Source organism: Salmonella sp. SAL04213 (assembly GCF_046550535.1).
Classification (GTDB): domain Bacteria; phylum Pseudomonadota; class Gammaproteobacteria; order Enterobacterales; family Enterobacteriaceae; genus Salmonella; species Salmonella enterica.
The window spans coordinates 147,781-169,601 of sequence record NZ_JBGDXS010000008.1; the positions used below are offsets into that span (position 1 = coordinate 147,781).

The 21,821-nt window shown below is 52.8% G+C and carries 23 protein-coding genes; 7 read left to right on the plus strand and 16 right to left on the minus strand.

Annotated features, from left to right (window positions below; translation table 11 throughout):
• From tdcC to ACLJPQ_RS18485, 6 genes are all read left to right on the plus strand, one after another.
• Entirely contained in the window at window positions 1-1,332 is a 1,332-nt protein-coding gene (gene tdcC / locus ACLJPQ_RS18460; protein WP_000108129.1) for a threonine/serine transporter TdcC, read from the plus strand.
• A gap of 66 nt (window positions 1,333-1,398) precedes the next feature.
• A complete protein-coding gene (gene tdcD, locus ACLJPQ_RS18465; protein ID WP_001001856.1) occupies window positions 1,399-2,607 on the plus strand; it encodes a propionate kinase in 1,209 nt (402 codons plus the stop codon).
• 33 nt (window positions 2,608-2,640) lie between these two features.
• Window positions 2,641-4,935 carry a formate C-acetyltransferase gene (gene pflB, locus ACLJPQ_RS18470; RefSeq protein ID WP_080185020.1) on the plus strand — a complete coding sequence of 765 codons (2,295 nt, stop codon included), beginning with the start codon at window positions 2,641-2,643 and terminating at the stop codon, window positions 4,933-4,935.
• 69 nt (window positions 4,936-5,004) lie between these two features.
• The gene (tdcG, locus tag ACLJPQ_RS18475) at window positions 5,005-6,369 is read left to right on the plus strand and encodes an L-serine ammonia-lyase (RefSeq protein WP_080185019.1); all 1,365 of its coding nucleotides are present in this window, start codon (window positions 5,005-5,007) and stop codon (window positions 6,367-6,369) included.
• 314 nt (window positions 6,370-6,683) lie between these two features.
• The gene (locus tag ACLJPQ_RS18480) at window positions 6,684-8,015 is read left to right on the plus strand and encodes an amino acid permease (protein ID WP_080185018.1); all 1,332 of its coding nucleotides are present in this window, start codon (window positions 6,684-6,686) and stop codon (window positions 8,013-8,015) included.
• 25 nt (window positions 8,016-8,040) lie between these two features.
• Window positions 8,041-9,351, plus strand: a complete 1,311-nt coding sequence (locus ACLJPQ_RS18485; RefSeq protein ID WP_000463071.1) for a serine dehydratase subunit alpha family protein — start codon at window positions 8,041-8,043, stop codon at window positions 9,349-9,351.
• A 112-nt stretch (window positions 9,352-9,463) separates the two neighbouring features.
• On the opposite strand, the gene ACLJPQ_RS18490 is transcribed toward ACLJPQ_RS18485, so the two are convergent.
• Together ACLJPQ_RS18490 and ACLJPQ_RS18495 are read right to left on the minus strand one after the other, a co-directional pair.
• Window positions 9,464-9,628: a hypothetical protein gene (locus ACLJPQ_RS18490; protein WP_000039324.1), complete on the minus strand. Its 165-nt coding sequence runs from the start codon at window positions 9,626-9,628 to the stop codon at window positions 9,464-9,466.
• A gap of 23 nt (window positions 9,629-9,651) precedes the next feature.
• A complete protein-coding gene (locus ACLJPQ_RS18495; protein ID WP_000633554.1) occupies window positions 9,652-10,353 on the minus strand; it encodes a pirin family protein in 702 nt (233 codons plus the stop codon).
• Between the two features lie 104 nt (window positions 10,354-10,457).
• Here ACLJPQ_RS18495 and yhaJ point away from each other — a divergent pair, with 104 nt between their 5' ends.
• Entirely contained in the window at window positions 10,458-11,354 is an 897-nt protein-coding gene (yhaJ, locus tag ACLJPQ_RS18500) for a DNA-binding transcriptional regulator YhaJ (RefSeq protein WP_001041026.1), read from the plus strand.
• 38 nt (window positions 11,355-11,392) lie between these two features.
• Here the strand turns inward: yhaJ and ACLJPQ_RS18505 are convergent, their stop codons facing one another.
• From ACLJPQ_RS18505 to ACLJPQ_RS18570, 14 genes are all read right to left on the minus strand, one after another.
• Window positions 11,393-11,758: a DUF805 domain-containing protein gene (locus ACLJPQ_RS18505; protein ID WP_000384139.1), complete on the minus strand. Its 366-nt coding sequence runs from the start codon at window positions 11,756-11,758 to the stop codon at window positions 11,393-11,395.
• A 123-nt stretch (window positions 11,759-11,881) separates the two neighbouring features.
• Window positions 11,882-12,868: a glutathione S-transferase family protein gene (locus ACLJPQ_RS18510; RefSeq protein ID WP_000531162.1), complete on the minus strand. Its 987-nt coding sequence runs from the start codon at window positions 12,866-12,868 to the stop codon at window positions 11,882-11,884.
• Window positions 12,869-12,935: 67 nt separating this feature from the next.
• The gene (locus ACLJPQ_RS18515; protein WP_001592732.1) at window positions 12,936-13,328 is read right to left on the minus strand and encodes a DoxX family protein; all 393 of its coding nucleotides are present in this window, start codon (window positions 13,326-13,328) and stop codon (window positions 12,936-12,938) included.
• Between the two features lie 247 nt (window positions 13,329-13,575).
• Window positions 13,576-13,875 carry a YqjK-like family protein gene (locus ACLJPQ_RS18520; RefSeq protein WP_000095496.1) on the minus strand — a complete coding sequence of 100 codons (300 nt, stop codon included), beginning with the start codon at window positions 13,873-13,875 and terminating at the stop codon, window positions 13,576-13,578.
• Window positions 13,872-14,270: a phage holin family protein gene (locus tag ACLJPQ_RS18525; protein WP_000785626.1), complete on the minus strand. Its 399-nt coding sequence runs from the start codon at window positions 14,268-14,270 to the stop codon at window positions 13,872-13,874. The genes ACLJPQ_RS18520 and ACLJPQ_RS18525 overlap by 4 nt, the downstream gene beginning before the upstream one ends.
• 2 nt (window positions 14,271-14,272) lie before the next feature.
• Window positions 14,273-14,578, minus strand: coding sequence for a YqjD family protein (locus tag ACLJPQ_RS18530; protein ID WP_000031219.1), 306 nt, complete (start codon window positions 14,576-14,578; stop codon window positions 14,273-14,275).
• Window positions 14,579-14,619: 41 nt separating this feature from the next.
• Window positions 14,620-14,988: a DUF1090 domain-containing protein gene (locus tag ACLJPQ_RS18535; RefSeq protein WP_000877300.1), complete on the minus strand. Its 369-nt coding sequence runs from the start codon at window positions 14,986-14,988 to the stop codon at window positions 14,620-14,622.
• A gap of 144 nt (window positions 14,989-15,132) precedes the next feature.
• Complete coding sequence (gene mzrA, locus ACLJPQ_RS18540) at window positions 15,133-15,516, minus strand: EnvZ/OmpR regulon moderator MzrA (protein ID WP_000917516.1); 384 nt, start codon at window positions 15,514-15,516, stop codon at window positions 15,133-15,135.
• Window positions 15,517-15,519: 3 nt separating this feature from the next.
• Window positions 15,520-16,182, minus strand: coding sequence for a DedA family general envelope maintenance protein YqjA (yqjA, locus tag ACLJPQ_RS18545; RefSeq protein ID WP_000422143.1), 663 nt, complete (start codon window positions 16,180-16,182; stop codon window positions 15,520-15,522).
• 449 nt (window positions 16,183-16,631) lie between these two features.
• Complete coding sequence (sstT, locus tag ACLJPQ_RS18550) at window positions 16,632-17,876, minus strand: serine/threonine transporter SstT (protein ID WP_000235363.1); 1,245 nt, start codon at window positions 17,874-17,876, stop codon at window positions 16,632-16,634.
• A gap of 254 nt (window positions 17,877-18,130) precedes the next feature.
• Entirely contained in the window at window positions 18,131-19,099 is a 969-nt protein-coding gene (locus ACLJPQ_RS18555; RefSeq protein WP_001098833.1) for a TerC family protein, read from the minus strand.
• A gap of 268 nt (window positions 19,100-19,367) precedes the next feature.
• Window positions 19,368-20,366, minus strand: coding sequence for a Gfo/Idh/MocA family protein (locus ACLJPQ_RS18560; protein WP_000617687.1), 999 nt, complete (start codon window positions 20,364-20,366; stop codon window positions 19,368-19,370).
• A gap of 88 nt (window positions 20,367-20,454) precedes the next feature.
• Window positions 20,455-21,147, minus strand: coding sequence for a vancomycin high temperature exclusion protein (locus ACLJPQ_RS18565; RefSeq protein WP_000937454.1), 693 nt, complete (start codon window positions 21,145-21,147; stop codon window positions 20,455-20,457).
• Between the two features lie 151 nt (window positions 21,148-21,298).
• The gene (locus ACLJPQ_RS18570; RefSeq protein ID WP_000202969.1) at window positions 21,299-21,796 is read right to left on the minus strand and encodes a M48 family metallopeptidase; all 498 of its coding nucleotides are present in this window, start codon (window positions 21,794-21,796) and stop codon (window positions 21,299-21,301) included.
• Between the last annotated feature and the right edge of the window lie 25 nt (window positions 21,797-21,821).

Genomic DNA, 21,821 nt, shown 5'->3' on the forward strand with positions numbered 1-21,821 from the left:
ATGAGTACTACTGATAGCATTGTATCCAGCCAGGCAAAACAGTCGTCATGGCGTAAATCGGACACGACGTGGACGCTGGGTTTATTTGGTACCGCCATCGGCGCCGGGGTGCTGTTTTTCCCTATCCGCGCCGGGTTTGGCGGGCTTATCCCCATTCTGCTGATGCTGGTTTTAGCTTATCCCATTGCGTTCTATTGTCACCGGGCGCTGGCGCGTCTGTGTTTATCCGGGTCTAATCCGTCCGGCAATATTACGGAAACGGTCGAAGAGCACTTTGGTAAAACGGGCGGGGTAGTTATCACGTTCCTTTACTTCTTTGCGATTTGTCCGCTGCTGTGGATTTATGGCGTCACCATCACTAACACGTTCATGACGTTTTGGGAAAACCAGTTGCAGATGCCAGCGTTGAATCGCGGTTTCGTGGCGCTGTTCTTGCTGCTGCTGATGGCCTTTGTGATCTGGTTTGGTAAAGATCTGATGGTTAAGGTGATGAGTTACCTGGTATGGCCATTTATCGCCAGCCTGGTGCTAATCTCATTATCACTGATTCCTTACTGGAACTCGGCGGTTATCGATCAGGTTGATCTCAGTAATATCGCGCTGACCGGGCACGATGGCATACTGGTTACGGTGTGGCTGGGCATCTCTATCATGGTGTTCTCCTTTAACTTTTCGCCCATCGTCTCTTCCTTCGTGGTGTCTAAGCGTGAAGAGTATGAGAAAGAGTTTGGCCGCGAATTTACCGAGCGTAAATGTTCACAGATCATCTCGCGCGCCAGTATGCTGATGGTCGCCGTGGTGATGTTCTTCGCCTTTAGCTGCCTGTTTACGCTCTCCCCGCAGAACATGGCGGATGCGAAAGCGCAGAATATTCCGGTACTTTCCTACCTGGCCAACCATTTCGCCTCTTTGTCGGGGACAAAATCCACTTTTGCAACGGTGCTGGAGTATGGCGCGTCTATCATCGCGCTGGTTGCTATTTTCAAATCTTTCTTCGGCCACTACCTGGGGACGCTGGAAGGGCTGAACGGCCTGGTGCTGAAATTTGGTTATAAAGGCGATAAAACCAAAGTCTCTATGGGCAAGCTTAATACCATCAGCATGATCTTCATTATGGGGTCTACCTGGGTCGTAGCTTACGCAAACCCCAACATTCTGGACCTGATTGAAGCGATGGGCGCGCCGATTATCGCCTCGCTGTTATGCCTGCTGCCGATGTACGCCATTCGTAAAGCGCCGTCGCTGGCGAAGTACCGTGGTCGTCTGGATAACGTGTTCGTCACCCTGATTGGTCTGCTGACCATCCTGAATATTGTCTACAAATTGTTCTAATCCTCACGTTTAGCCTGCGTTCCGCCCCAGGGCGTGGACGCAGGCTGACATCGACGGAGGCACTACATGAATGAATTTCCGGTCGTTCTGGTCATTAATTGCGGATCATCTTCTATCAAATTCTCTGTACTGGATGTCGCTACCTGTGATGTTTTAATGGCGGGAATAGCAGATGGAATGAATACTGAAAACGCCTTTTTATCTATTAATGGCGATAAGCCGATAAACCTCGCGCACTCTAATTATGAGGACGCGTTAAAAGCCATTGCCTTTGAGCTGGAAAAACGTGATTTAACGGATAGCGTGGCATTAATTGGTCACCGTATCGCGCACGGTGGAGAGCTATTTACGCAGTCCGTCATTATTACCGATGAGATTATCGATAATATTCGTCGGGTATCACCTTTAGCGCCGCTGCATAATTACGCTAATTTAAGCGGCATTGACGCGGCGCGGCACCTTTTCCCGGCCGTGCGTCAGGTGGCGGTATTTGATACCAGTTTCCACCAGACGCTGGCGCCGGAAGCCTATTTGTACGGATTGCCGTGGGAGTATTTTTCCAGTCTGGGTGTGCGTCGCTACGGCTTTCACGGTACGTCGCATCGCTATGTTTCGCGGCGCGCGTATGAACTACTCGATCTTGATGAAAAAAACTCGGGTCTGATTGTCGCGCATCTGGGCAATGGGGCGTCTATCTGCGCGGTACGCAATGGTCAGAGCGTGGATACCTCAATGGGGATGACGCCGCTTGAGGGGCTGATGATGGGTACTCGCAGCGGCGACGTTGATTTCGGCGCGATGGCGTGGATAGCCAAAGAAACCGGGCAGACGTTGAGCGATCTGGAGCGAGTGGTGAATAAAGAGTCCGGTTTGCTCGGCATCTCCGGGTTGTCATCCGACCTTAGAGTCCTGGAAAAAGCCTGGCACGAAGGACATGAGCGCGCCCGGTTAGCGATAAAAACATTTGTCCACCGTATCGCCCGTCATATTGCCGGACACGCGGCATCGTTACATCGGCTGGATGGCATTCTTTTTACCGGCGGTATTGGTGAAAATTCAGTATTAATTCGCCAGTTGGTAATTGAACATTTGGGCGTACTGGGGCTTACGTTAGACGTTGAAATGAATAAGCAGCCGAATTCTCACGGCGAGCGCATTATTTCTGCTAACCCTTCTCAGGTTATTTGCGCTGTTATTCCCACGAATGAAGAGAAAATGATTGCCCTTGATGCCATTCATTTAGGCAACGTGAAAGCACCAGTGGAATTTGCATAACTTAACGGCTGTTCTGTAGAGAGATTATTTTTCATGAAGGTACATATCGATACCAGCGATATGCTGTATGCCGAAGCATGGCGTGATTTTAAAGGTACGGACTGGAAAGAAGAAATTAATGTCCGTGATTTTATTCAGCATAACTATACGCCCTATGAGGGGGATGAATCTTTTCTCGCCGACGCGACGCCAGCGACCACGGCGTTGTGGGAAAAGGTGATGGCGGGAATACGTATCGAGAACGCGACCCATGCGCCGGTGGATTTCGATACCAACATCGCGACGACGATTACCGCGCACGATGCGGGGTATATTGAAAAAGATCTGGAAAAAATCGTCGGTTTACAAACGGATAAGCCGCTTAAACGCGCTTTGCATCCGTTTGGCGGCGTTAACATGATTAAAAGTTCATTCCACGCTTATGGCCGCGAAATGGACGCCGATTTTGAATATACCTTTACCGACCTGCGGAAAACCCATAATCAGGGCGTATTCGATGTTTACTCGCCGGATATGCTGCGCTGCCGTAAATCCGGCGTATTAACCGGTTTGCCGGATGGTTATGGTCGCGGGCGCATTATTGGCGATTATCGCCGCGTCGCGCTGTATGGCATCCGTTATCTGGTGCGCGAACGCGAGCTGCAATTCGCCGACCTGCAGTCGAATCTGGAGCGGGGACAGAATCTTGAGGCGACGATTCGCCTGCGTGAGGAGTTGGCGGAGCACCGTCGCGCGCTGCTGCAAATGCAAGAGATGGCGGCGAAATACGGCTATGATATCTCCCGCCCGGCGCGGAACGCGCAGGAAGCGGTACAGTGGCTCTACTTCGCTTATCTGGCGGCGGTAAAATCGCAAAATGGCGGTGCAATGTCGCTGGGAAGAACCGCCTCGTTCCTTGATATCTACATTGAGCGCGATTTCAACGCGGGCCTTCTGACAGAGCAGCAGGCGCAGGAACTGATCGACCATTTCATCATGAAGATCCGCATGGTGCGCTTCCTGCGCACGCCGGAATTTGATTCGCTCTTTTCCGGCGATCCGATCTGGGCCACCGAAGTTATTGGCGGGATGGGGCTCGATGGCCGCACGCTGGTGACGAAGAACTCCTTCCGTTATCTGCATACCCTGCACACGATGGGGCCAGCGCCGGAGCCGAACCTGACCATACTGTGGTCAGAAGCGTTGCCGGTGGCATTCAAGAAATATGCTGCGCAGGTCTCCATCGTGACCTCATCTTTGCAGTATGAAAACGACGATTTAATGCGTACCGACTTTAACAGCGACGATTATGCTATCGCTTGTTGCGTCAGCCCGATGGTCATCGGTAAGCAGATGCAGTTCTTCGGCGCGCGCGCCAACCTTGCCAAAACGTTGCTGTACGCTATCAATGGCGGCGTTGATGAGAAACTGAAAATCCAGGTTGGGCCGAAAACCGCGCCGTTAACGGATGAGGTGCTGGATTACGACACGGTAATGGAGAGCCTCGACCATTTTATGGACTGGCTGGCGGTGCAGTACATTAGCGCGCTGAACATCATTCACTACATGCACGATAAGTACAGCTATGAAGCTTCGCTGATGGCGCTGCACGACCGTGATGTGTATCGGACGATGGCGTGCGGCATCGCCGGACTGTCGGTGGCGGCGGATTCCCTGTCCGCCATCAGGTACGCTCAGGTGAAGCCGATCCGCGACGAAAACGGCCTTGCCATCGACTTTGCTATTGAAGGCGAGTATCCGCAGTACGGCAACAACGATGAGCGCGTGGACAGCATCGCCTGCGACCTGGTGAAACGCTTTATGCAAAAAATTAGCGTGTTGCCGACGTATCGCAATGCGGTGCCGACGCAGTCCATTTTGACCATCACCTCGAACGTCGTGTACGGGCAGAAGACCGGCAATACGCCGGATGGACGCCGCGCCGGAACGCCGTTCGCGCCGGGGGCGAACCCGATGCACGGTCGTGACCGCAAAGGAGCGGTAGCCTCGCTGACGTCGGTGGCGAAACTGCCGTTTACCTACGCCAAAGACGGTATTTCGTACACCTTCTCGATTGTGCCTGCGGCGCTCGGGAAAGAAGATGCGGTGCGGAAAACCAATCTTGTCGGCCTGCTGGACGGCTATTTCCATCATGAAGCACAAGTAGAAGGCGGGCAGCATCTGAACGTCAATGTCATGAACCGTGAAATGTTGCTGGATGCGATTGAACATCCGGAAAACTACCCGAACCTGACGATCCGCGTTTCCGGCTATGCCGTGCGCTTCAATGCGCTGACTCGTGAGCAGCAACAGGACGTTATTTCGCGCACCTTTACTCAGGCGATGTAACGTGAACGGGGCGATCGTGTGGATCGCCCAGCGACGGATCTTCACTGAACGGTAATCTTAGGGGGAGATATGATTAGCGCATTTGATATTTTTAAGATTGGCATTGGACCTTCAAGCTCCCATACCGTAGGGCCAATGAATGCAGGAAAATGTTTTATCGATCGGCTGATCGGCAGCGGCGACCTGCCGCGAACGACGCGCATCACGGTTGATCTTTACGGATCGCTATCGCTGACGGGCAAAGGCCACGCGACCGATACCGCCATCATTATGGGCCTGGCAGGCAATACGCCGCAGGATGTCAATATTGATAGCATTCCGGCGTTTATCCAGGACGTTGCCCGCAGCAGCCGTTTATCGGTGGCGGGTGGCGCGCATGTGGTGGATTTTCCCGTCGCCGACAGTATTCTCTTTCACGCTGAAACCCTGGCGCGCCATGAAAACGGTATGCGAATTACCGCCTGGCACGGGCAAACGCCGCTTTTACACAAAACGTATTACTCTATTGGCGGCGGCTTTATTGTCGAAGAGGAGCGTTTTGGTCAGTCGCACGACGTAGAAAAGTCGGTGCCGTATGATTTTCATTCCGCCAGCGAACTGTTGACGCTGTGTGAAAGACAGGGGCTCTCGGTTTCCGGCCTGATGATGCAAAATGAACTGGCGTTGCGGAGCAAAGAGCAGATTGACGCTGGCTTTGCCCGCATTTGGCAGGTGATGGCGACCGGAATTGAACGTGGCATGAATACTGAGGGCGTGCTGCCGGGGCCGCTGAACGTCCCACGCCGCGCGGTAGCGTTACGGCGTCTGCTGGTCTCCAGCGATAATCTCTCCCGCGATCCGATGAACGTCATCGACTGGATTAACATGTTCGCCCTGGCCGTGAGCGAAGAGAACGCGGCGGGCGGGCGAGTGGTCACCGCGCCGACCAACGGCGCGTGCGGCATTATTCCTGCGGTGCTGGCCTATTACGACAAATTCCGTCGTCCGGTCAATGCCAACTCTATCGCCCGTTATCTGTTGTCGGCAGGGGCGATTGGCATGCTGTACAAGATGAACGCCTCGATATCCGGCGCGGAAGTAGGGTGTCAGGGCGAGGTTGGCGTCGCGTGTTCGATGGCGGCGGCGGGGCTGACAGAACTGCTGGGCGGCAGCCCGGCGCAGGTCTGTATTGCGGCGGAAATTGCGATGGAGCATAACCTTGGCCTCACCTGTGACCCGGTGGCGGGTCAGGTACAAATCCCTTGTATTGAACGTAATGCGATTAACGCCGTTAAAGCGGTAAATGCGGCGCGAATGGCGCTACGCCGTACCTCTGAACCGCGGGTTTCGCTCGATAAAGTGATCGAAACCATGTACGAAACGGGTAAAGACATGAACGACAAATATCGCGAGACGTCGCGCGGCGGTCTGGCGATTAAAGTCGTTTGTGGATAGGCCCGACAGGCGCAGAGTGAGCAGGCTATGGGATAACGCAGAAGACAGAAGCTGAGAAAAGGGCGCACCAAAGTGCGCCCTTTTTTGTTGTGATACGCGTCAAATAGAGAAAATAACAATATTAAATAAATAGTAAATAGAAAATAATTCTTAACCCACAAGAAATGCAGGCGTTTTATTGGTAAGTTTTTCTCTTATCGTGCGCGTATGATTTTCTTATTACAAGAAAGTACCTGCACCTCACGTTCTGCATATCGCCTTGCTGCGGCACGAAAAATAAAAAAACCTCTACCTACACATTGAGCGAGAATTTTATGGAATCGGCAAGTAATACCAGCGTAATCCTCAACGCATCAGCCCCGGCGCGTCGGGCAGGGATGACAGAAAGCGAATGGCGTGAAGCCATCAAATTTGATAGTACCGACACCGGTTGGGTCATTATGAGTATCGGGATGGCGATTGGCGCAGGGATCGTTTTTCTTCCTGTCCAGGTTGGCCTGATGGGACTTTGGGTCTTTTTACTCTCTTCTATTATTGGCTATCCGGCCATGTACCTGTTCCAGCGGCTGTTTATTAATACGCTGGCGGAATCCCCGGAATGTAAAGACTACCCCAGCGTGATCAGCGGCTATCTGGGCAAAAACTGGGGTATTTTATTAGGCGCGCTGTACTTTGTGATGCTCGTCATCTGGATGTTCGTCTATTCTACGGCGATTACTAACGACAGCGCCTCTTATCTGCATACTTTCGGCGTAACGGAAGGATTACTTTCCGATAGTCCGTTTTATGGTCTGGTGCTGATCTGCATCCTGGTGGCGATTTCCTCACGCGGTGAAAAATTACTGTTCAAAATCTCCACCGGCATGGTGCTGACCAAGCTACTGGTAGTGGCGGCGCTGGGCGTCTCTATGGTGGGTATGTGGCATCTGTATAACATTGGCGCGCTGCCGCCGATGGCCCTGCTGATTAAAAACGCCATTATTACCCTGCCATTTACGCTGACCTCGATTTTATTTATCCAGACGTTAAGCCCAATGGTGATCTCTTACCGTTCACGCGAAAAATCTATTGAGGTCGCACGCCATAAAGCGCTGCGTGCCATGAATATCGCGTTTGGCATCCTGTTCGTTACCGTATTTTTCTATGCGGTTTCCTTCACCCTGGCGATGGGGCATGACGAAGCGGTGAAAGCCTATGAGCAGAATATTTCCGCCCTGGCGATCGCCGCGCAATTTATTAGCGGCGATGGCGCTGGCTGGGTCAAAGTGGTTAGCGTAATTCTGAACATCTTTGCCGTCATGACCGCCTTCTTTGGCGTTTATTTAGGATTCCGCGAAGCGACGCAAGGCATTGTGATGAATATCCTGCGCCGCAAAATGCCCGCCGAGAAGATTAAGGAAAATCTGGTACAGCGCGGCATTATGATTTTCGCTATTTTGCTGGCCTGGAGCGCCATTGTGCTCAACGCGCCGGTACTGAGCTTCACCTCTATTTGTAGCCCTATCTTCGGTATGGTGGGCTGTTTAATTCCGGCATGGTTGGTCTACAAGGTTCCCGCATTGCACAAATATAAAGGCGCTTCGTTGTACCTGATTATTATTACCGGTCTGCTGCTATGCGTTTCTCCGTTCCTGGCATTCTCTTGATATACCTGAGATTAAGGTTGTTGTTATGTTTGAATCTAAAATAAATCCATTGTGGCAAAGTTTTATCCTGGCCGTACAGGAAGAAGTAAAACCGGCGCTGGGGTGTACTGAGCCAATTTCACTGGCGCTGGCGGCAGCGGCGGCGGCGGCTGAACTTGACGGCACAGTTGAACGCATTGACGCGTGGGTTTCGCCTAATCTGATGAAAAATGGTATGGGCGTTACCGTTCCAGGAACGGGAATGGTAGGGCTACCGATCGCCGCGGCGCTTGGCGCGTTGGGCGGTGATGCGAAAGCCGGGTTGGAGGTGTTAAAAGACGCTTCCGCTAAAGCCGTTGCCGATGCAAAAGCGATGCTGGCCGCCGGACATGTCGCAGTGATGTTGCAGGAGCCATGTAACGATATCCTGTTTTCACGGGCGAAAGTGTATAGCGGCGATAGCTGGGCATGTGTCACGATCGTCGGCGATCATACAAACATTGTGCGGATAGAAACCGACAAGGGCGTGGTATTTACCCAGGCCGATAATGCGCAGGAAGAAGAAAAAACCTCGCCGCTGGGAGTGCTGTCTCATACCTCGCTGGAAGAGATCCTGGCGTTTGTGAATGCGGTGCCCTTTGACGCTATTCGCTTTATTCTCGATGCGGCCAGGCTAAACGGCGCGTTGTCGCAGGAGGGACTGCGTGGTTCCTGGGGGCTGCATATCGGTTCGACGCTGGCCAAACAGTGCGATCGCGGTCTGCTGGCGAAAGATCTCTCCACGGCGATTTTGATCCGTACCAGCGCGGCGTCAGACGCCAGAATGGGCGGCGCCACGTTGCCCGCGATGAGCAACTCCGGCTCCGGCAACCAGGGGATTACCGCCACGGTGCCAGTCATGGTGGTTGCTGAACATGTCGGCGCCGATGACGAGCGTCTGGCGCGCGCGCTAATGTTATCGCATTTGAGCGCTATCTATATTCACCATCAGCTTCCGCGTTTGTCGGCTCTGTGCGCGGCAACCACGGCGGCGATGGGCGCGGCGGCGGGTATGGCGTGGCTGATAGATGGTCGTTATGACACTATCGCAATGGCTATCAGCAGTATGATCGGCGATGTCAGCGGGATGATTTGCGATGGCGCGTCGAATAGCTGCGCGATGAAAGTCTCTACCAGCGCGTCGGCGGCGTGGAAAGCCGTACTGATGGCGTTGGATGATACGGCGGTGACCGGAAACGAAGGGATTGTGGCGCACAATGTCGAACAATCTATTTCGAATTTGTGTTCGCTGGCGTGTCGCTCAATGCAGCAGACAGACAAGCAGATCATCGAGATTATGGCCAGTAAAGCGCATTAATAATAACGCCCCGGCATGTCGTCGGGGCAGCGTGTTGCCCGATGGCGCTGCGCTTATCGGGTCTACCTGTTATCAGCCGGATCGGGCGCTTGCGTCGCCATCCGGCATGATTTCAGGCTGCGGCCTCTTCTTCTGCCAGCCGGGCTTCGGCGTCCGCCACGATGGCTTCCAGTTCGGTTAGCATCTCTTCATAGCCCAGCGGCACAGCGGCGCTCATCGCCTCCTGTACGGCAGGTTTTACCACGGGCTGACGTTTCTTCGCCGATTTTTTGCTCATCTTGCGACTCCTTTTCTGGCTGGCTACACCGGTAAATCTACCAGTAATGCGCGCAGCGGCGTATCGGCAACCAGCGTAATGTTAGGTTCATCACGAATAAATGCGCCATCTCCGCAGGTTAACGCCTCGCGTTCTTCGTTGTGCGTCATCGCGTGGAACGTACCGTGAATCGATTGCAAATAGGCGCGCGGCCCGTGAAGCTGGAAATTAAGCGATTCGCCTTTCTCCAGCGTAATATGATGTACCCAGACCTGTTGGCGCAGTTGTAAGCTGTTTTGCTCACCGTCGGGCGAGGCAAGAAGCTGTTGTTGCGCCGCCAGGAGTGGGATTTTTTGTACCAGCGTGTTTTCCCGTTCAGGACAGGCGTCAAGCCACAGTTGCATTCGGGTTAACGGCTTAACTTTGCTGAGATTATGTTCGCTGTAGCTAATGCCCGGCTGCGCGGCGAGCAGTAACGCTTCGCCCGCTTTAGCCTGTACATGGTTGCCGTCGCTGTCGCGGTATTCCGCTTCGCCGTCCAGAATCAGGTTTAAAATATCCACCTTTGGATAAGTTCGAGGCTGAAAAGAGGCGCCCGGCGCCAGCACTTCCTGGTTCAGTACGCGTAACGACGCGTAGCCCAGCAGTGTAGGGTCGAAATAGTGTCCAAAGGAGAAGGTATAGCGGGCCTGTAGCCATCCGTAGTCTGCCTGTCCACATTGTTTGGCGGTTCGGGTCGTAATCATCGTTATTAACCTCTCTTTACTTCCTTTTATGTTAAGGGGCTGGACGCTGCATTGTTAGCCAGATATTCTGCCCGGTATGTTCAAATTTCCTGAATGAGAACGTTATGGCTAAAGAGAGAGCGCTGACGCTTGAAGCATTGCGTGTGATGGACGCCATTGACCGCCGGGGCAGTTTTGCCGCAGCGGCTGATGAGTTGGGGCGGGTGCCCTCCGCGCTGAGTTACACCATGCAGAAGCTGGAAGAAGAGTTGGACGTTGTACTGTTCGATCGCTCCGGCCATCGTACAAAATTCACCAACGTCGGACGTATGCTGCTGGAACGCGGGCGGGTATTGCTGGAAGCGGCAGACAAGTTAACGACGGATGCTGAAGCGTTGGCCCGCGGTTGGGAAACGCATCTGACGCTGGTCACTGAAGCTCTGGTACCGACGCCTGCTTTTTTTCCGCTGATCGACCGGCTGGCCGCTAAAGCCAATACGCAGCTTTCATTGATTACCGAAGTACTGGCTGGCGCATGGGAGCGGCTTGAGCAGGGACGGGCGGATATCGTTATCGCCCCGGATATGCATTTTCGATCGTCGTCGGAAATTAACTCCCGTAAGTTGTATACGTTAATGAATGTGTATGTCGCCGCGCCTGACCACCCTATTCATCAGGAGCCGGAGCCGCTTTCGGAAGTGACGCGGGTTAAATACCGCGGCGTAGCGGTAGCGGATACCGCGCGCGAGCGGCCGGTATTAACGGTGCAACTGCTGGATAAGCAGCCACGTCTGACGGTAAGCACGATTGAAGATAAACGTCAGGCGCTGCTGGCCGGGCTTGGCGTCGCGACCATGCCATATTCGATGGTGGAACAGGATATTGCCGAAGGGCGGCTACGCGTGGTCAGCCCGGAATCGACCAGCGAAATCGATATTATTATGGCCTGGCGGCGCGACAGTATGGGGGAGGCAAAAGCCTGGTGCCTGCGGGAAATACCTAAGCTATTCGCCGGAAAATAAATAGCGCGCGGCGCTTTAAAAGCGGCGCCGCGCCGCCATCAGGAAAAGCGTTTCGGATCGGGGCCGAAGCGGTTGTCGCCCGGCGTACCATTCTGGCAGTTGAACGCGATGATGATAAGCCAGCCGATAATGGGGATAAGTAGCAACAGTAGCCACCATGCGGAGCGGTCAGTGTCATGCAGACGACGGAACTGCACGGCCCACCACGGTAAAAAGATCAGAACGCCGTAAATGGTGGTCAGAACGCCTTCACCCCCGGCGCGTTGCCAGCCAAGCATGGCGTCCAGCAGGCCCAACACAAAGGTAAAGATGATATTGACCAGAATAAACATCCAGTACTCTTTGCGTCGCGCGCGGCCGCCAAATCCCAGATAATTTTTTAAAACCTTTAAATACCAATCCATTTTCGCCTCAATAATGGTTCAATCACTTGTTTTTAAAGTAATCAAACTAAGAATAGCCGCGAATGAAATGCTGGTAAATATTTGTGGTATTTATTAATAAGGCGTCCCGGAGGACGCCTGAAATTAGCCAAAGCGCACGTCGCGCCCGTGAGGTTCGAGCAGATCCTGCCACGGTCCGATGGAAATGATACCCGTGGGGTTAATCGTTTTATGGCTACGGAAATAGTGGTGACGAATATGGTCAAGATTAACGGTTTCAGCAATGCCCGGTATTTGATAGATATCGCGCAGGAAACCGTACAGATTCAGGTAGTCGCTGATTCGGTATTTGTCGCATTTGAAATGAGTCACGTAAACCGGATCAAAGCGTACCAGGGTCGTCCATAAGCGGATATCCGCCTCGGTCAACTGGTCGCCCGTCAGATAGCGGTGCTGTCCGAGAATCTGTTCCAGGCGCGCCAGCGCAGTAAATACCTTTTCTACCGCTTCATCATACGCTTGCTGGCTGGTGGCGAAGCCTGCTTTATAAACGCCGTTATTAACGTTGTCATAAATCCAGCCGTTTAACTCGTCAATTTTGCTTTGCAGCGCGGGGGGATAGTAATCCCCGGCTTTAGCGCCTAGCCCATCGAAGGCGGAGTTAAACATACGAATGATTTCGGCGGACTCGTTGCTGACGATAGTATGATTTTTTTTATCCCATAAGACCGGTACGGTGACGCGGCCGCTGTAGTGTGGATCGGCGTGCAGATACAACTGGTAGAGAAATTCATGCTGATAGAGGGTATCGCCGGTGGCCGCCGGAAAAGTATCATCAAACGTCCAGCCGTTTTCCAGCATCAATGGATTCACGACGGAAACCGGAATAAACGGCTCCAGACCTTTCAGTTTACGGAAAATGAGCGTGCGATGCGCCCAGGGGCAGGCAAGGGAAACGTACAGATGGTAACGATCTTTTTCTGCGGCGAATCCGCCTTCGCCGGAAGGTCCGGGCGCGCCGTCAGCGGTAAGCCAGTTGCGGAAAGCCGACGCTGAACGCTGAAATTTCCCCCCGGAAGATTTGGTGTCATACCAGGTGTCGTGCCAGACGCCATCGATCAGTTGTCCCATGTCTCTCTCCTTCAGATGACAAAAGCGAGGCGCTATTCCCTCGCTTTTTTAATTGAGTATAGATTGCTTACCACTTTTTATTCAGCAGACGGTCAAGGCTGAACGCGCCAGGCCCGGTTAACGCCAGTAATAAGAATCCGCCGGCAATGGTCAGGTTTTTCATAAACATCAGCGAGTTTACACCTTCTGCAAAATTGCTATGGAAGATCAATGCCGTCAGCAGCGTAAAACCAGCGGTAAAAAGCGCAGTGGTGCGGGTGAGGAACCCCAGCAGAATCGCCAGACCGCCGCCGAACTCAAGCAGTATGGTGAGCGGCAGCAGGAATCCTGGTACGCCCATCGCTTCCATATACTGTTGTGTGCCCGCATAGCCGCTAATTTTTCCCCATCCTGCGGTAATAAACAGAACTGGCATTAAAATACGCGCTATCAGTACACCAACATCTTCTAATTTTTTCATTTTATTCTCCAGGAGGCCGATTCGGCGGCTGCTGCTATTTTCATGAGCAATGGCGCGGTTTAGCGCGTCATTGTTATCGCTGGAGAGAATCATAAACGTGGCGTACAGGAATTGTTAGCAAGGAAAATTGCCAAATTTTTTCAAAAAATTTGAGTGATTGATAAAGAGACGATATGCATAAAAGTATCGCGCCACCAGGTGTAATCGGGCGATAACCTGATGGCGCGATGCTATAAAAGAAAAGATATTAACCGCGGAGCTGTTGTTGACGGAGGGTAGTTTTTACCAGGCGCCAGGCGCTCCAGATACCCAGGCCGCGTTTCGCCCAGCGTACCAACATATTAGGATGACGGATGGTCCAGATGGCCATTACGCTGCTACCGACCAGCGCCCAGGAGCGCAGGCTTAACACCGTATTCCAGCCGCGATCGTACGCGCCGGTGGTCTCCAGCCAGTCGCGACGGCTGGCGGACAGATCCAGCCGTTGCTGCTGGATCTGACTGAGAAGCAGCGCTTTACGTTTTTCGCGTTCGCCTTTGCTGCTCACGACTGATCGTCCTCCAGAATTTGCCGATCGTTAGCCAGTTCGTGCCGCGTATGGCGCAATAGCGTGGACTGACGCGCTTTGCGCAAAGTCCAGATGCCGCCGATTAGCGCAAGCACTAACAGCACAACAGTGGTAGCGATCATCGCGTTCAAACGGTACTGAGGATCGATAGCCCAGATGACCAGAACCATCAGGCTCATTAAGCCAAACGCCGCGAAGAGCATGGTAAGACCTACCATCAGCAAAAGCTGAAAGAGGTTCGCTTTCTCTTCTTCCAGTTCTACTACTGCCAGTCGCAGCCGGGTTTCCACCATCTCAACGATAATGGTGACAATCCGCTGCCCGATACCCAGTACGCTTTTGCCTGGTCCTTGTGCCTGTCGAGAGTCCGCCATAATTAACGACGCGTCAGCAGTACGCCCAACACCAGACCGACAGCGGCGCCAATGCCTACGCCTGTCCAGGGATTTTCGCGCACATAATCATCGGCGCGGGCGGCGGCGACGCGAGTCTGTTTGGCAATCACATCACCCGTTTCGCCCAGGCGGTAACGGCTCTCTTTCAGCGCGCGCTCGGCTTTGCTACGAATCTTACTCAACTCTTCTTTCGACTTTTCGCCCGAAGAGCTCAGCACTTCTTCAAGCGTATCGGTCAGGGATTTCAACTCAGCGCGCAGATGTTCCGTAGTGTTATCTTTCGACATAGTTTTCTCCAGGTGAGTGAGTATTTACATTCGGCGTTAATTTAGTAGTCTCTGGCCTCAAGTTTTTTTAGCTCATCCTGAGCCTCGGCCAGCTTACGTTCACGTTTGTCTATTTTATCCGCATCGCCTTTTGCTTTTGCCTCGGCTAAATCACGTTGGCGTTCGGCTACCTCTTCTTTTTGCTCAGCGACCTTTTTCTGATGCTCGGCGCGCAGCTTGCTGTCAGTACAATTGGCGCGTACTTCGCTGAGCGCCTTGTTCAGACCCTCAATACGGCGCTGATTGTTGTGCTTTTCAGCGTAGCTAATTTCCTTTTGTATATCCTGCTCTTTTTCCTGACAAAGCGAATTAGCGTAGCTACCGGCGCTAAGTGTAAAAAGCGTGATAGCCAAAGCGATGCGGTATTTCATTCCTGAACTTTCCCTTATGTTCGGACCCGTTGTCCGGGGCGGTGATCCCGATAATAACGCGGTGGGTTAAACACCGCTTTATTAATCATAGTCATTAAACAATGAAATCACCAAAGTGAGTGATATGATTCGGATTCCTGGAGGTTAGCCAAAGCGGTGTGAGCTTTCCCGTAAGCGGGACAGCCACTGTACCGTTTCGTTGTCATCGTCCTGCTGAGCGACGACATAACCGTGTGGTAACGTTTGATCCAGTACCGTTTTTGCTGCGGCGCTTTGCGCAGGGGAATCGAAGGTAATGAGCAACATGTCATTTTTAGGCGTAATGCTTTTAAAATGAATGCCGTTCGCATCCAGATGATGCAGAACTGAGAAGCCGTCTGGCATACTGGCGCCCTGGTTAACCGCGCGAATGGCCAGCGTCGACTCTTGCTGACGCAGCGTTGACCACGTCATCATGAGTATGGTCAGCATCAGTAGAAAAGCGCTGATCCAAATGAGTTGTCGGGCAGTTATGCGTGGTTTAAGCATAAGTTATCCCCGGCTCCCATACTTCTTTTTCCACAGCATGACCAGTGAACCCGCCAGGCCAAAAAAGAGCAGCACCACGGGCAGCAGCATCAGGCATGACATTAACTGATCTTCATACTTCATAAAGACGGGCGTTTTGCCCAGCAGATAGCCCAGCGACGTCAGGATAAGCACCCACAACAAGCCGCTCATCCAGTTGAAGAACTGAAAGCGCGCGTTATTCAGGCCGGATATGCCGGCAATGGTGGGTAGCAGCGTTCTGACAAACGCGATAAAACGGCCTATCAGTAATGCCGACAGGCCGTGTTTATGGAAAAGGTGATGGGCGCGTTGATGATAATGTGCGGGGAGATGAGAGAGCCAGTTTTGCACGGTGCGGGTATTCCCCAGCCAGCGGCCCTGAATATAGCTCACCCAGCAACCCAGGCTGGCCGCGACGGTAAGCAGCAAAATGGTTTGTGGATAACCCATCGCGCCTTTGGCGATCAGCACGCCGACCAGGATCAACAGGCTGTCGCCAGGCAAAAAGGCGGCAGGGAGCAGCCCATTTTCCAGAAACAAAATCATAAATAACACAAAATATAACATGCCAATCATGGAAGGATTGGCCAGTGTTTCAAAGTCCTGAGCCCACAGGGCATTCAGCAATTGAGTCAGTAGTTCCATTCAGTATTCCTGGAGAATCGGTTAACGTCACGCCGGTGATCTGAGGTTTGCACTGCCGCAACAGAGTTGGAGTTTTTATCAGCGTTGCGGAAACGGCAAATTCGCGGCCTGAACTATTCCTTGTTAAGTTGTGAAGTAAGCAAGCACTAACACACAAAAATTCAAAATGCATCTAATTGTAACAAAGGTCAACGAAGTCCGTTATAGAAATTACGCGTCGTTGAGCTTTGATTTTGCTTATCGCAAGGGGGGGTGGCGAGAGGATTTACACAGGCTGACACTTTATACTTTACGCTGACCGAGCGCCGCGGCAGACGCCATCTACATATAACGTTACGCGAGGATGTTGCGTGTGGATATAAATTCGCTTTCCGTCACAGCCTACGGATTGGGAGATTCAGATCTATCGTTACGCCGGATGGCATACGCCATCCGGCATCGATAATCACTTAGCTACGCAAGGCGTTATTCGCCAGACGTTCGTCCTCTGCCTGGCAGGCTGCCGCAGTGAACAGAACATCGGTAGATGAGTTCAGCGCCGTTTCACACGAATCCTGCAATACGCCGATAATAAAGCCGACCGCTACTACCTGCATCGCGATATCGTTCGGGATGCCAAACATGTTGCACGCCAGCGGGATCAGCAGCAATGAACCGCCTGCCACGCCGGAGGCGCCGCAAGCACACAGCGAGGCCACCACGCTCAGCAGCAGCGCTGTAGGCAGATCCACCGGGACGCCTAACGTATGGACTGCCGCCAACGTCAGAACCGTAATGGTAATTGCCGCGCCGGCCATATTGATAGTGGCGCCCAGCGGAATGGAAACGGAGTAAGTATCCCTGTCCAGATTCAGCTTTTCGCACAGCGCCATATTCACTGGAATATTGGCGGCAGAGCTGCGGGTAAAGAAGGCATAAACGCCGCTTTCACGCAGGCAGGCGAACACCAGCGGATAAGGGTTGCGACGAATTTTCCAGAATACCAACAGCGGGTTGACCACCAGCGCGACCAGCAGCATACAGCCAATCAAGACGACCAGCAGGTGCGCATAGCCCCACAGGGTGGAGAAGCCGGTGGTTGCAAGCGTTGATGAAACCAGACCAAAAATACCGACTGGCGCGAAACGGATCACCAGTTTCACCATAAAGGTCACGGCGTTAGACATATCGTTCACGAGGTTTTTGGTGGTTTCATTGCCATGACGCAGGGCAAATCCCAGACCGACGGCCCACACCAGAATCCCGATATAGTTAGCGTTCAGCAGCGCGTCGATGGGGTTCGACACCATGCTCATCAACAGACCGCGCAAGACTTCTACAATGCCGGACGGCGGCACGATATCCTGGGCGCTACTGGACAGATGCAGCGTTGAAGGGAAGGCGAAGCTGAACACAACGGCCGCCAGCGCGGCTGAAAAGGTGCCTAGCAGGTAAAGAAAGAGAATAGGGCGAATATTGGTTTTTTGACCGTGCTGGTGGTTGGCGATCGAGGCCATTACCAGCATCAGCACCAGAACGGGGGCGACCGCTTTTAAGGCGCCGACGAACAGGGTGCCAAGCAAGCCAACCGCTTCTGCCGCAGGCTTAGAAATCCATGCCAGTAAAATCCCCAGTACCAGACCCACTAAAATTTGTTTAACCAGACTGCCTTGCGCTAAACGCTGCAGTAGCCCTGATGCTCGTTGCGTAGCCATTTCATATTCCTTGTATTGTGTTGCTGGTCATCCCCTGTACGCTCTTACGGCGCATCTTTCAGGATGTAACAAAGTGTTTGCCTGGTTGAGTATAAGGAAAGTTGAAGGTTCGGGAAGCGAAATATCCTGGATTTTTTGCTGTGATCATGTTTTATAACTTTATATTAACAGTATTGTGACATGTTAAACAAAAACGCCCGACAGGTGTGCGCTGCCGGGCGTTTTTGACGGGGCAGATTTACCCCGATAAAAGATTATTGCGCTCGTAGTTTCTTATCGCGCTGATGGTTAACCCAGGCGTTAATCACCAGCGTAATGGTCAGAATACCAAACACTACGCCCAGCGAAATCGCGATAGGAATATGGTAGAAGTCGACGATCAGCATCTTAATGCCGATAAAGACCAGAATGACCGCCAGACCATATTTCAGCATCGAGAAGCGTTCCGCCACGCCGGACAGCAGGAAGTACATCGCGCGCAGTCCTAAGATGGCAAACAGGTTAGAGGTCAGTACGATGAACGGGTCGGTGGTGACCGCAAAGATCGCCGGAATACTGTCAACGGCGAAGATCACATCGCTGAACTCAACCATAATCAGCACCAGCAGCAGCGGCGTGGCATACAGCAGGCCGTTTTTACGTACGAAAAAGTGCTCGTTCTCGATCGTATCAGTCATGCGCAGATGCCCGCGCAGCCAACGCACCATCGGTTTTTCGCCAATGCCGGATTCGTCTTCCTTCGCCAGCGCCATTTTTACGCCGGTAAACAGCAGGAAGGCGCCGAACACATACAGCAGCCATTCGAACTGAGTGATAAGCCAGGTACCGGCGAAAATCATGATAGTACGCAACACGATCGCGCCAAGAACCCCATACACCAGCACCCGGCGTTGCAGAGCCGGAGGGACGGAGAAATAGCTAAACAGCATCAGCCAGACAAAGACGTTATCTACGGCCAGCGACTTTTCAATCAGATAGCCGGTAAGGAACGCTAATGCCTGCGGGTCAGCAACTTCGCGCCCTTGCGTTTCAGCCAGATACCACCAGAAAGCGGCGTTAAACAGTAGTGAGAGCGTTACCCACAGGATTGACCATCCTGCCGCTTGTTTCATCGACATAGCATGTGCGCCACGGCGTCCCTGCAACAACAGGTCGATGGATAGCATTATCACCACAACAACCGCGAATCCACCCCATAATAATGGCGTACCAACAGTATTCATTATTTCTCCCCATGCAAAAAAAACGGCTAACGCCGAATGGCATTAGCCGCTGCTTTTATGCATAGACCTTGCCATTCGGCAAGGTCTCACTTACAACAATAAAGGAATACGCTGACGCATTCCTTTATGGCTGCCCGGTGACCGGATGTGGTTTTGCACACATCGTAATGACGATCGACCGGCAATGAAGTTACTCCCCTTTGCGCGTAACAAAGTATGACAGGCCACGCGTAGAGTCAATGACCTGTAACATATGATTTACATAATTTTACGCAGTAAGGGGATGGGTCAGATCGTCCGCCGGGAAGATGACCCCGGTTTGACGGCGTATTTCTGTCAGCCATTTTGCCGTGGCGCGACTTAGCGACAACCCCGGATGTTCCACGGCGTGGTTTTCAATAAGCTGGGCAAACGCCCCGGCTTCATACAGCATGGTATTAATATGCTGAGGCTGGGTCAGATCCTGCATCAGCGCGCCGCGCGGCGCAAAACACACTTTCTGGCATTCCGACAGCTTTTCAATGACCAGCGATCCCCTCTCGCCCTGAATTTCACTGGCCAGTACCGAGTCGCTGACTTTGGAATGCTGTAGCGTGACGCTAAAATCGCCGTAATCCATAACCACGACGCCGTGCGCATCTACTCCGCTTTCCAATAAATTCGCCGACGCCTGCACGCTGCGCGGCTCGCCCCATAGCGCGATCGCCGACGCCAGACAGTAATACCCGATATCCATAATCGAACCATTGGAGAAGGCCGGATTAAACGTATTCGGATTTTCACCGTTCAGATAGCGCTGATAACGTGAAGAGTACTGGCAGTAATTTAGTAATGCTTTGTGCATTCTGCCGATTTTCGGCAACGATTCCCGCAGCAGCAGGAAATTGGGCAGGCAGGCGGTTTTAAAGGCTTCAAACAGTACCCGCTGATTATCGCGCGCGCAGGCGATAGCGGCATCAACCTCCGCCAGGTTAGAAGCCAGCGGCTTTTCGCACATGACATGTTTTTTATGCTGCAAAAAGCGCTGCGTCTGGGAGAAATGCAGGGAATTCGGGCTGGCGATATAAACCGCCTCAATCGCGTCGCTTTGCGCCATCGCTTCCAGCGAGGTAAACAGATGCTCGACGGGATAATCATTTGCGAAAGACTGCGCCTGTTCAAGACTACGGGAGTAAACGGCGGCGAGCCTGAATTTGCCGGTTTCATGGGCGGCGTCGACAAACTGGCGCGTGATCCAGTTAGTCCCAATTACAGCGAAACGTATCATAAACGTCAGCGGACTCCAGAAAGGGATTTTTCGTCAATGTAGCACGCCTTTCCGCCCTTGCCAGTGCGCTGCGACGCACTCTGGCATTTTACTGGCGAGAAGGGCACCCGTGTGCGCTATCAGCCCCAATAGTGACGCCAGCGCCCAGATATTTAGGCTGACGGTGCAAAATTTTGGCATCCAGCACTGCGCTAACCCGCGCCAGCTTTTCCCGAAGTCGTGTGTAGGTTCCGTGCCTTTTATTCAGATCCGGCGCGTTAACGCCGATAGCGTCAATGCCATATTGTTGCGCCAGCCAGATCGCCCGTTGATTATGGAATGCTTGCGAGATAATCGTAATGCGGCTTTCGCCAAACACTTTCCGGGCGCGAACTACGGAGTCCAGCGTGGAGAATCCGGCATAATCACAAAAAATGGCCGCTTCCGGCACACCTTTCGCTATCAGCGCCTGCTGCATCGCCGAAGGTTCATCGTACTCTTTTTTGCCATTATCGCCGCTGACTAACAGCCACTTCACTTTACCGGCGTGATACAACGCGGCGGCAGTATTAATCCGCCGGGTAAAATACCGATTGCCGGGTTTAGCGCCTAACACCAGCCCGACGTTGCGGGCGGGAACGGTCTGAATGTCATTCCATGTCAGATGCTGTGAGGCGTTGACGATAAGCCAGTTAGAATAGAAAAGCGCGACGCCTGCCGCGACAAGCAGAAAACACGCCACTGTTAACGCCCGGCGTGTAAAACAGAGGCGGCGGATAAAACGGGCACATTGTGGGAGCATGGTCGTTGCGCGGTTCCGTTGGCGGTGGATAAAAAATACCCTCTACAGATCGTCATCCTTGACGTGGCGGCAGGCAATGAGCGAAATGTGAACGCGCCGATTTTATGCCCACGCCGTTAAAAAGATACGGGGGAAGGGGCATTTTCAGAATTTATTGTGCCGACAGCGCCTGATGCGTCAGCCACAGTCGCGTATCAAACTCCAGTTGATGGTACTGCGGTTCCATATGGCAGCAGAGCTGATAAAACGCTTTGTTATGATCTTTCTCTTTCAGGTGCGCCAGCTCGTGAACCACAATCATCCGTAAGAATGGCTCCGGGGCGTTGCGAAACACGGTGGCGACGCGGATCTCCGCCTTTGCCTTGAGCTTGCCGCCCTGAACGCGCGAGACAGCGGTATGCAGTCCCAGCGCATTTTTCAGCACATGAATCTTGCTGTCATACATCACTTTATTGATGGGCGGCGCATTGCGCAGAAACTGACTTTTCAGTTCCTGAGTATAGTGATATAGCGCTTTGTCAGTGGCGTAATCATGCGCGCCGGGATAACGTTTTTCCAGCACCGCTCCCAGGCGCTGCTCGGCGATTAAGGTGCGCACCTGGGCAAGGAGATGTTCCGGATACCCCTGAAGGTAAGTTAGTGAGGTCATCAAAGCTCCATGTTGCTGATAAAAA

Excerpts from the sequence above, each read along its gene's own strand:
- yqjA (WP_000422143.1), bottom strand. The coding sequence starts at position 16,182 with ATGGAACTACTGACTCAATTGCTGAATGCCCTGTGGGCTCAGGACTTT.
- ACLJPQ_RS18570 (WP_000202969.1), bottom strand. The coding sequence starts at position 21,796 with ATGACCTCACTAACTTACCTTCAGGGGTATCCGGAACATCTCCTTGCC.
- ACLJPQ_RS18505 (WP_000384139.1), bottom strand. The coding sequence starts at position 11,758 with ATGGATTGGTATTTAAAGGTTTTAAAAAATTATCTGGGATTTGGCGGC.
- ACLJPQ_RS18525 (WP_000785626.1), bottom strand. The coding sequence starts at position 14,270 with ATGGCGGACTCTCGACAGGCACAAGGACCAGGCAAAAGCGTACTGGGT.
- ACLJPQ_RS18495 (WP_000633554.1), bottom strand. The coding sequence starts at position 10,353 with ATGATTACGACCCGAACCGCCAAACAATGTGGACAGGCAGACTACGGA.
- ACLJPQ_RS18515 (WP_001592732.1), bottom strand. The coding sequence starts at position 13,328 with ATGAAAAAATTAGAAGATGTTGGTGTACTGATAGCGCGTATTTTAATG.
- ACLJPQ_RS18555 (WP_001098833.1), bottom strand. The coding sequence starts at position 19,099 with ATGAATACTGTTGGTACGCCATTATTATGGGGTGGATTCGCGGTTGTT.
- sstT (WP_000235363.1), bottom strand. The coding sequence starts at position 17,876 with ATGGCTACGCAACGAGCATCAGGGCTACTGCAGCGTTTAGCGCAAGGC.
- ACLJPQ_RS18490 (WP_000039324.1), bottom strand. The coding sequence starts at position 9,628 with ATGAGCAAAAAATCGGCGAAGAAACGTCAGCCCGTGGTAAAACCTGCC.
- yhaJ (WP_001041026.1), top strand. The coding sequence starts at position 10,458 with ATGGCTAAAGAGAGAGCGCTGACGCTTGAAGCATTGCGTGTGATGGAC.
- ACLJPQ_RS18535 (WP_000877300.1), bottom strand. The coding sequence starts at position 14,988 with ATGAAATACCGCATCGCTTTGGCTATCACGCTTTTTACACTTAGCGCC.
- ACLJPQ_RS18530 (WP_000031219.1), bottom strand. The coding sequence starts at position 14,578 with ATGTCGAAAGATAACACTACGGAACATCTGCGCGCTGAGTTGAAATCC.
- ACLJPQ_RS18485 (WP_000463071.1), top strand. The coding sequence starts at position 8,041 with ATGTTTGAATCTAAAATAAATCCATTGTGGCAAAGTTTTATCCTGGCC.
- tdcC (WP_000108129.1), top strand. The coding sequence starts at position 1 with ATGAGTACTACTGATAGCATTGTATCCAGCCAGGCAAAACAGTCGTCA.
- ACLJPQ_RS18560 (WP_000617687.1), bottom strand. The coding sequence starts at position 20,366 with ATGATACGTTTCGCTGTAATTGGGACTAACTGGATCACGCGCCAGTTT.
- ACLJPQ_RS18510 (WP_000531162.1), bottom strand. The coding sequence starts at position 12,868 with ATGGGACAACTGATCGATGGCGTCTGGCACGACACCTGGTATGACACC.
- ACLJPQ_RS18480 (WP_080185018.1), top strand. The coding sequence starts at position 6,684 with ATGGAATCGGCAAGTAATACCAGCGTAATCCTCAACGCATCAGCCCCG.
- tdcG (WP_080185019.1), top strand. The coding sequence starts at position 5,005 with ATGATTAGCGCATTTGATATTTTTAAGATTGGCATTGGACCTTCAAGC.
- mzrA (WP_000917516.1), bottom strand. The coding sequence starts at position 15,516 with ATGCTTAAACCACGCATAACTGCCCGACAACTCATTTGGATCAGCGCT.
- ACLJPQ_RS18565 (WP_000937454.1), bottom strand. The coding sequence starts at position 21,147 with ATGCTCCCACAATGTGCCCGTTTTATCCGCCGCCTCTGTTTTACACGC.
- tdcD (WP_001001856.1), top strand. The coding sequence starts at position 1,399 with ATGAATGAATTTCCGGTCGTTCTGGTCATTAATTGCGGATCATCTTCT.
- pflB (WP_080185020.1), top strand. The coding sequence starts at position 2,641 with ATGAAGGTACATATCGATACCAGCGATATGCTGTATGCCGAAGCATGG.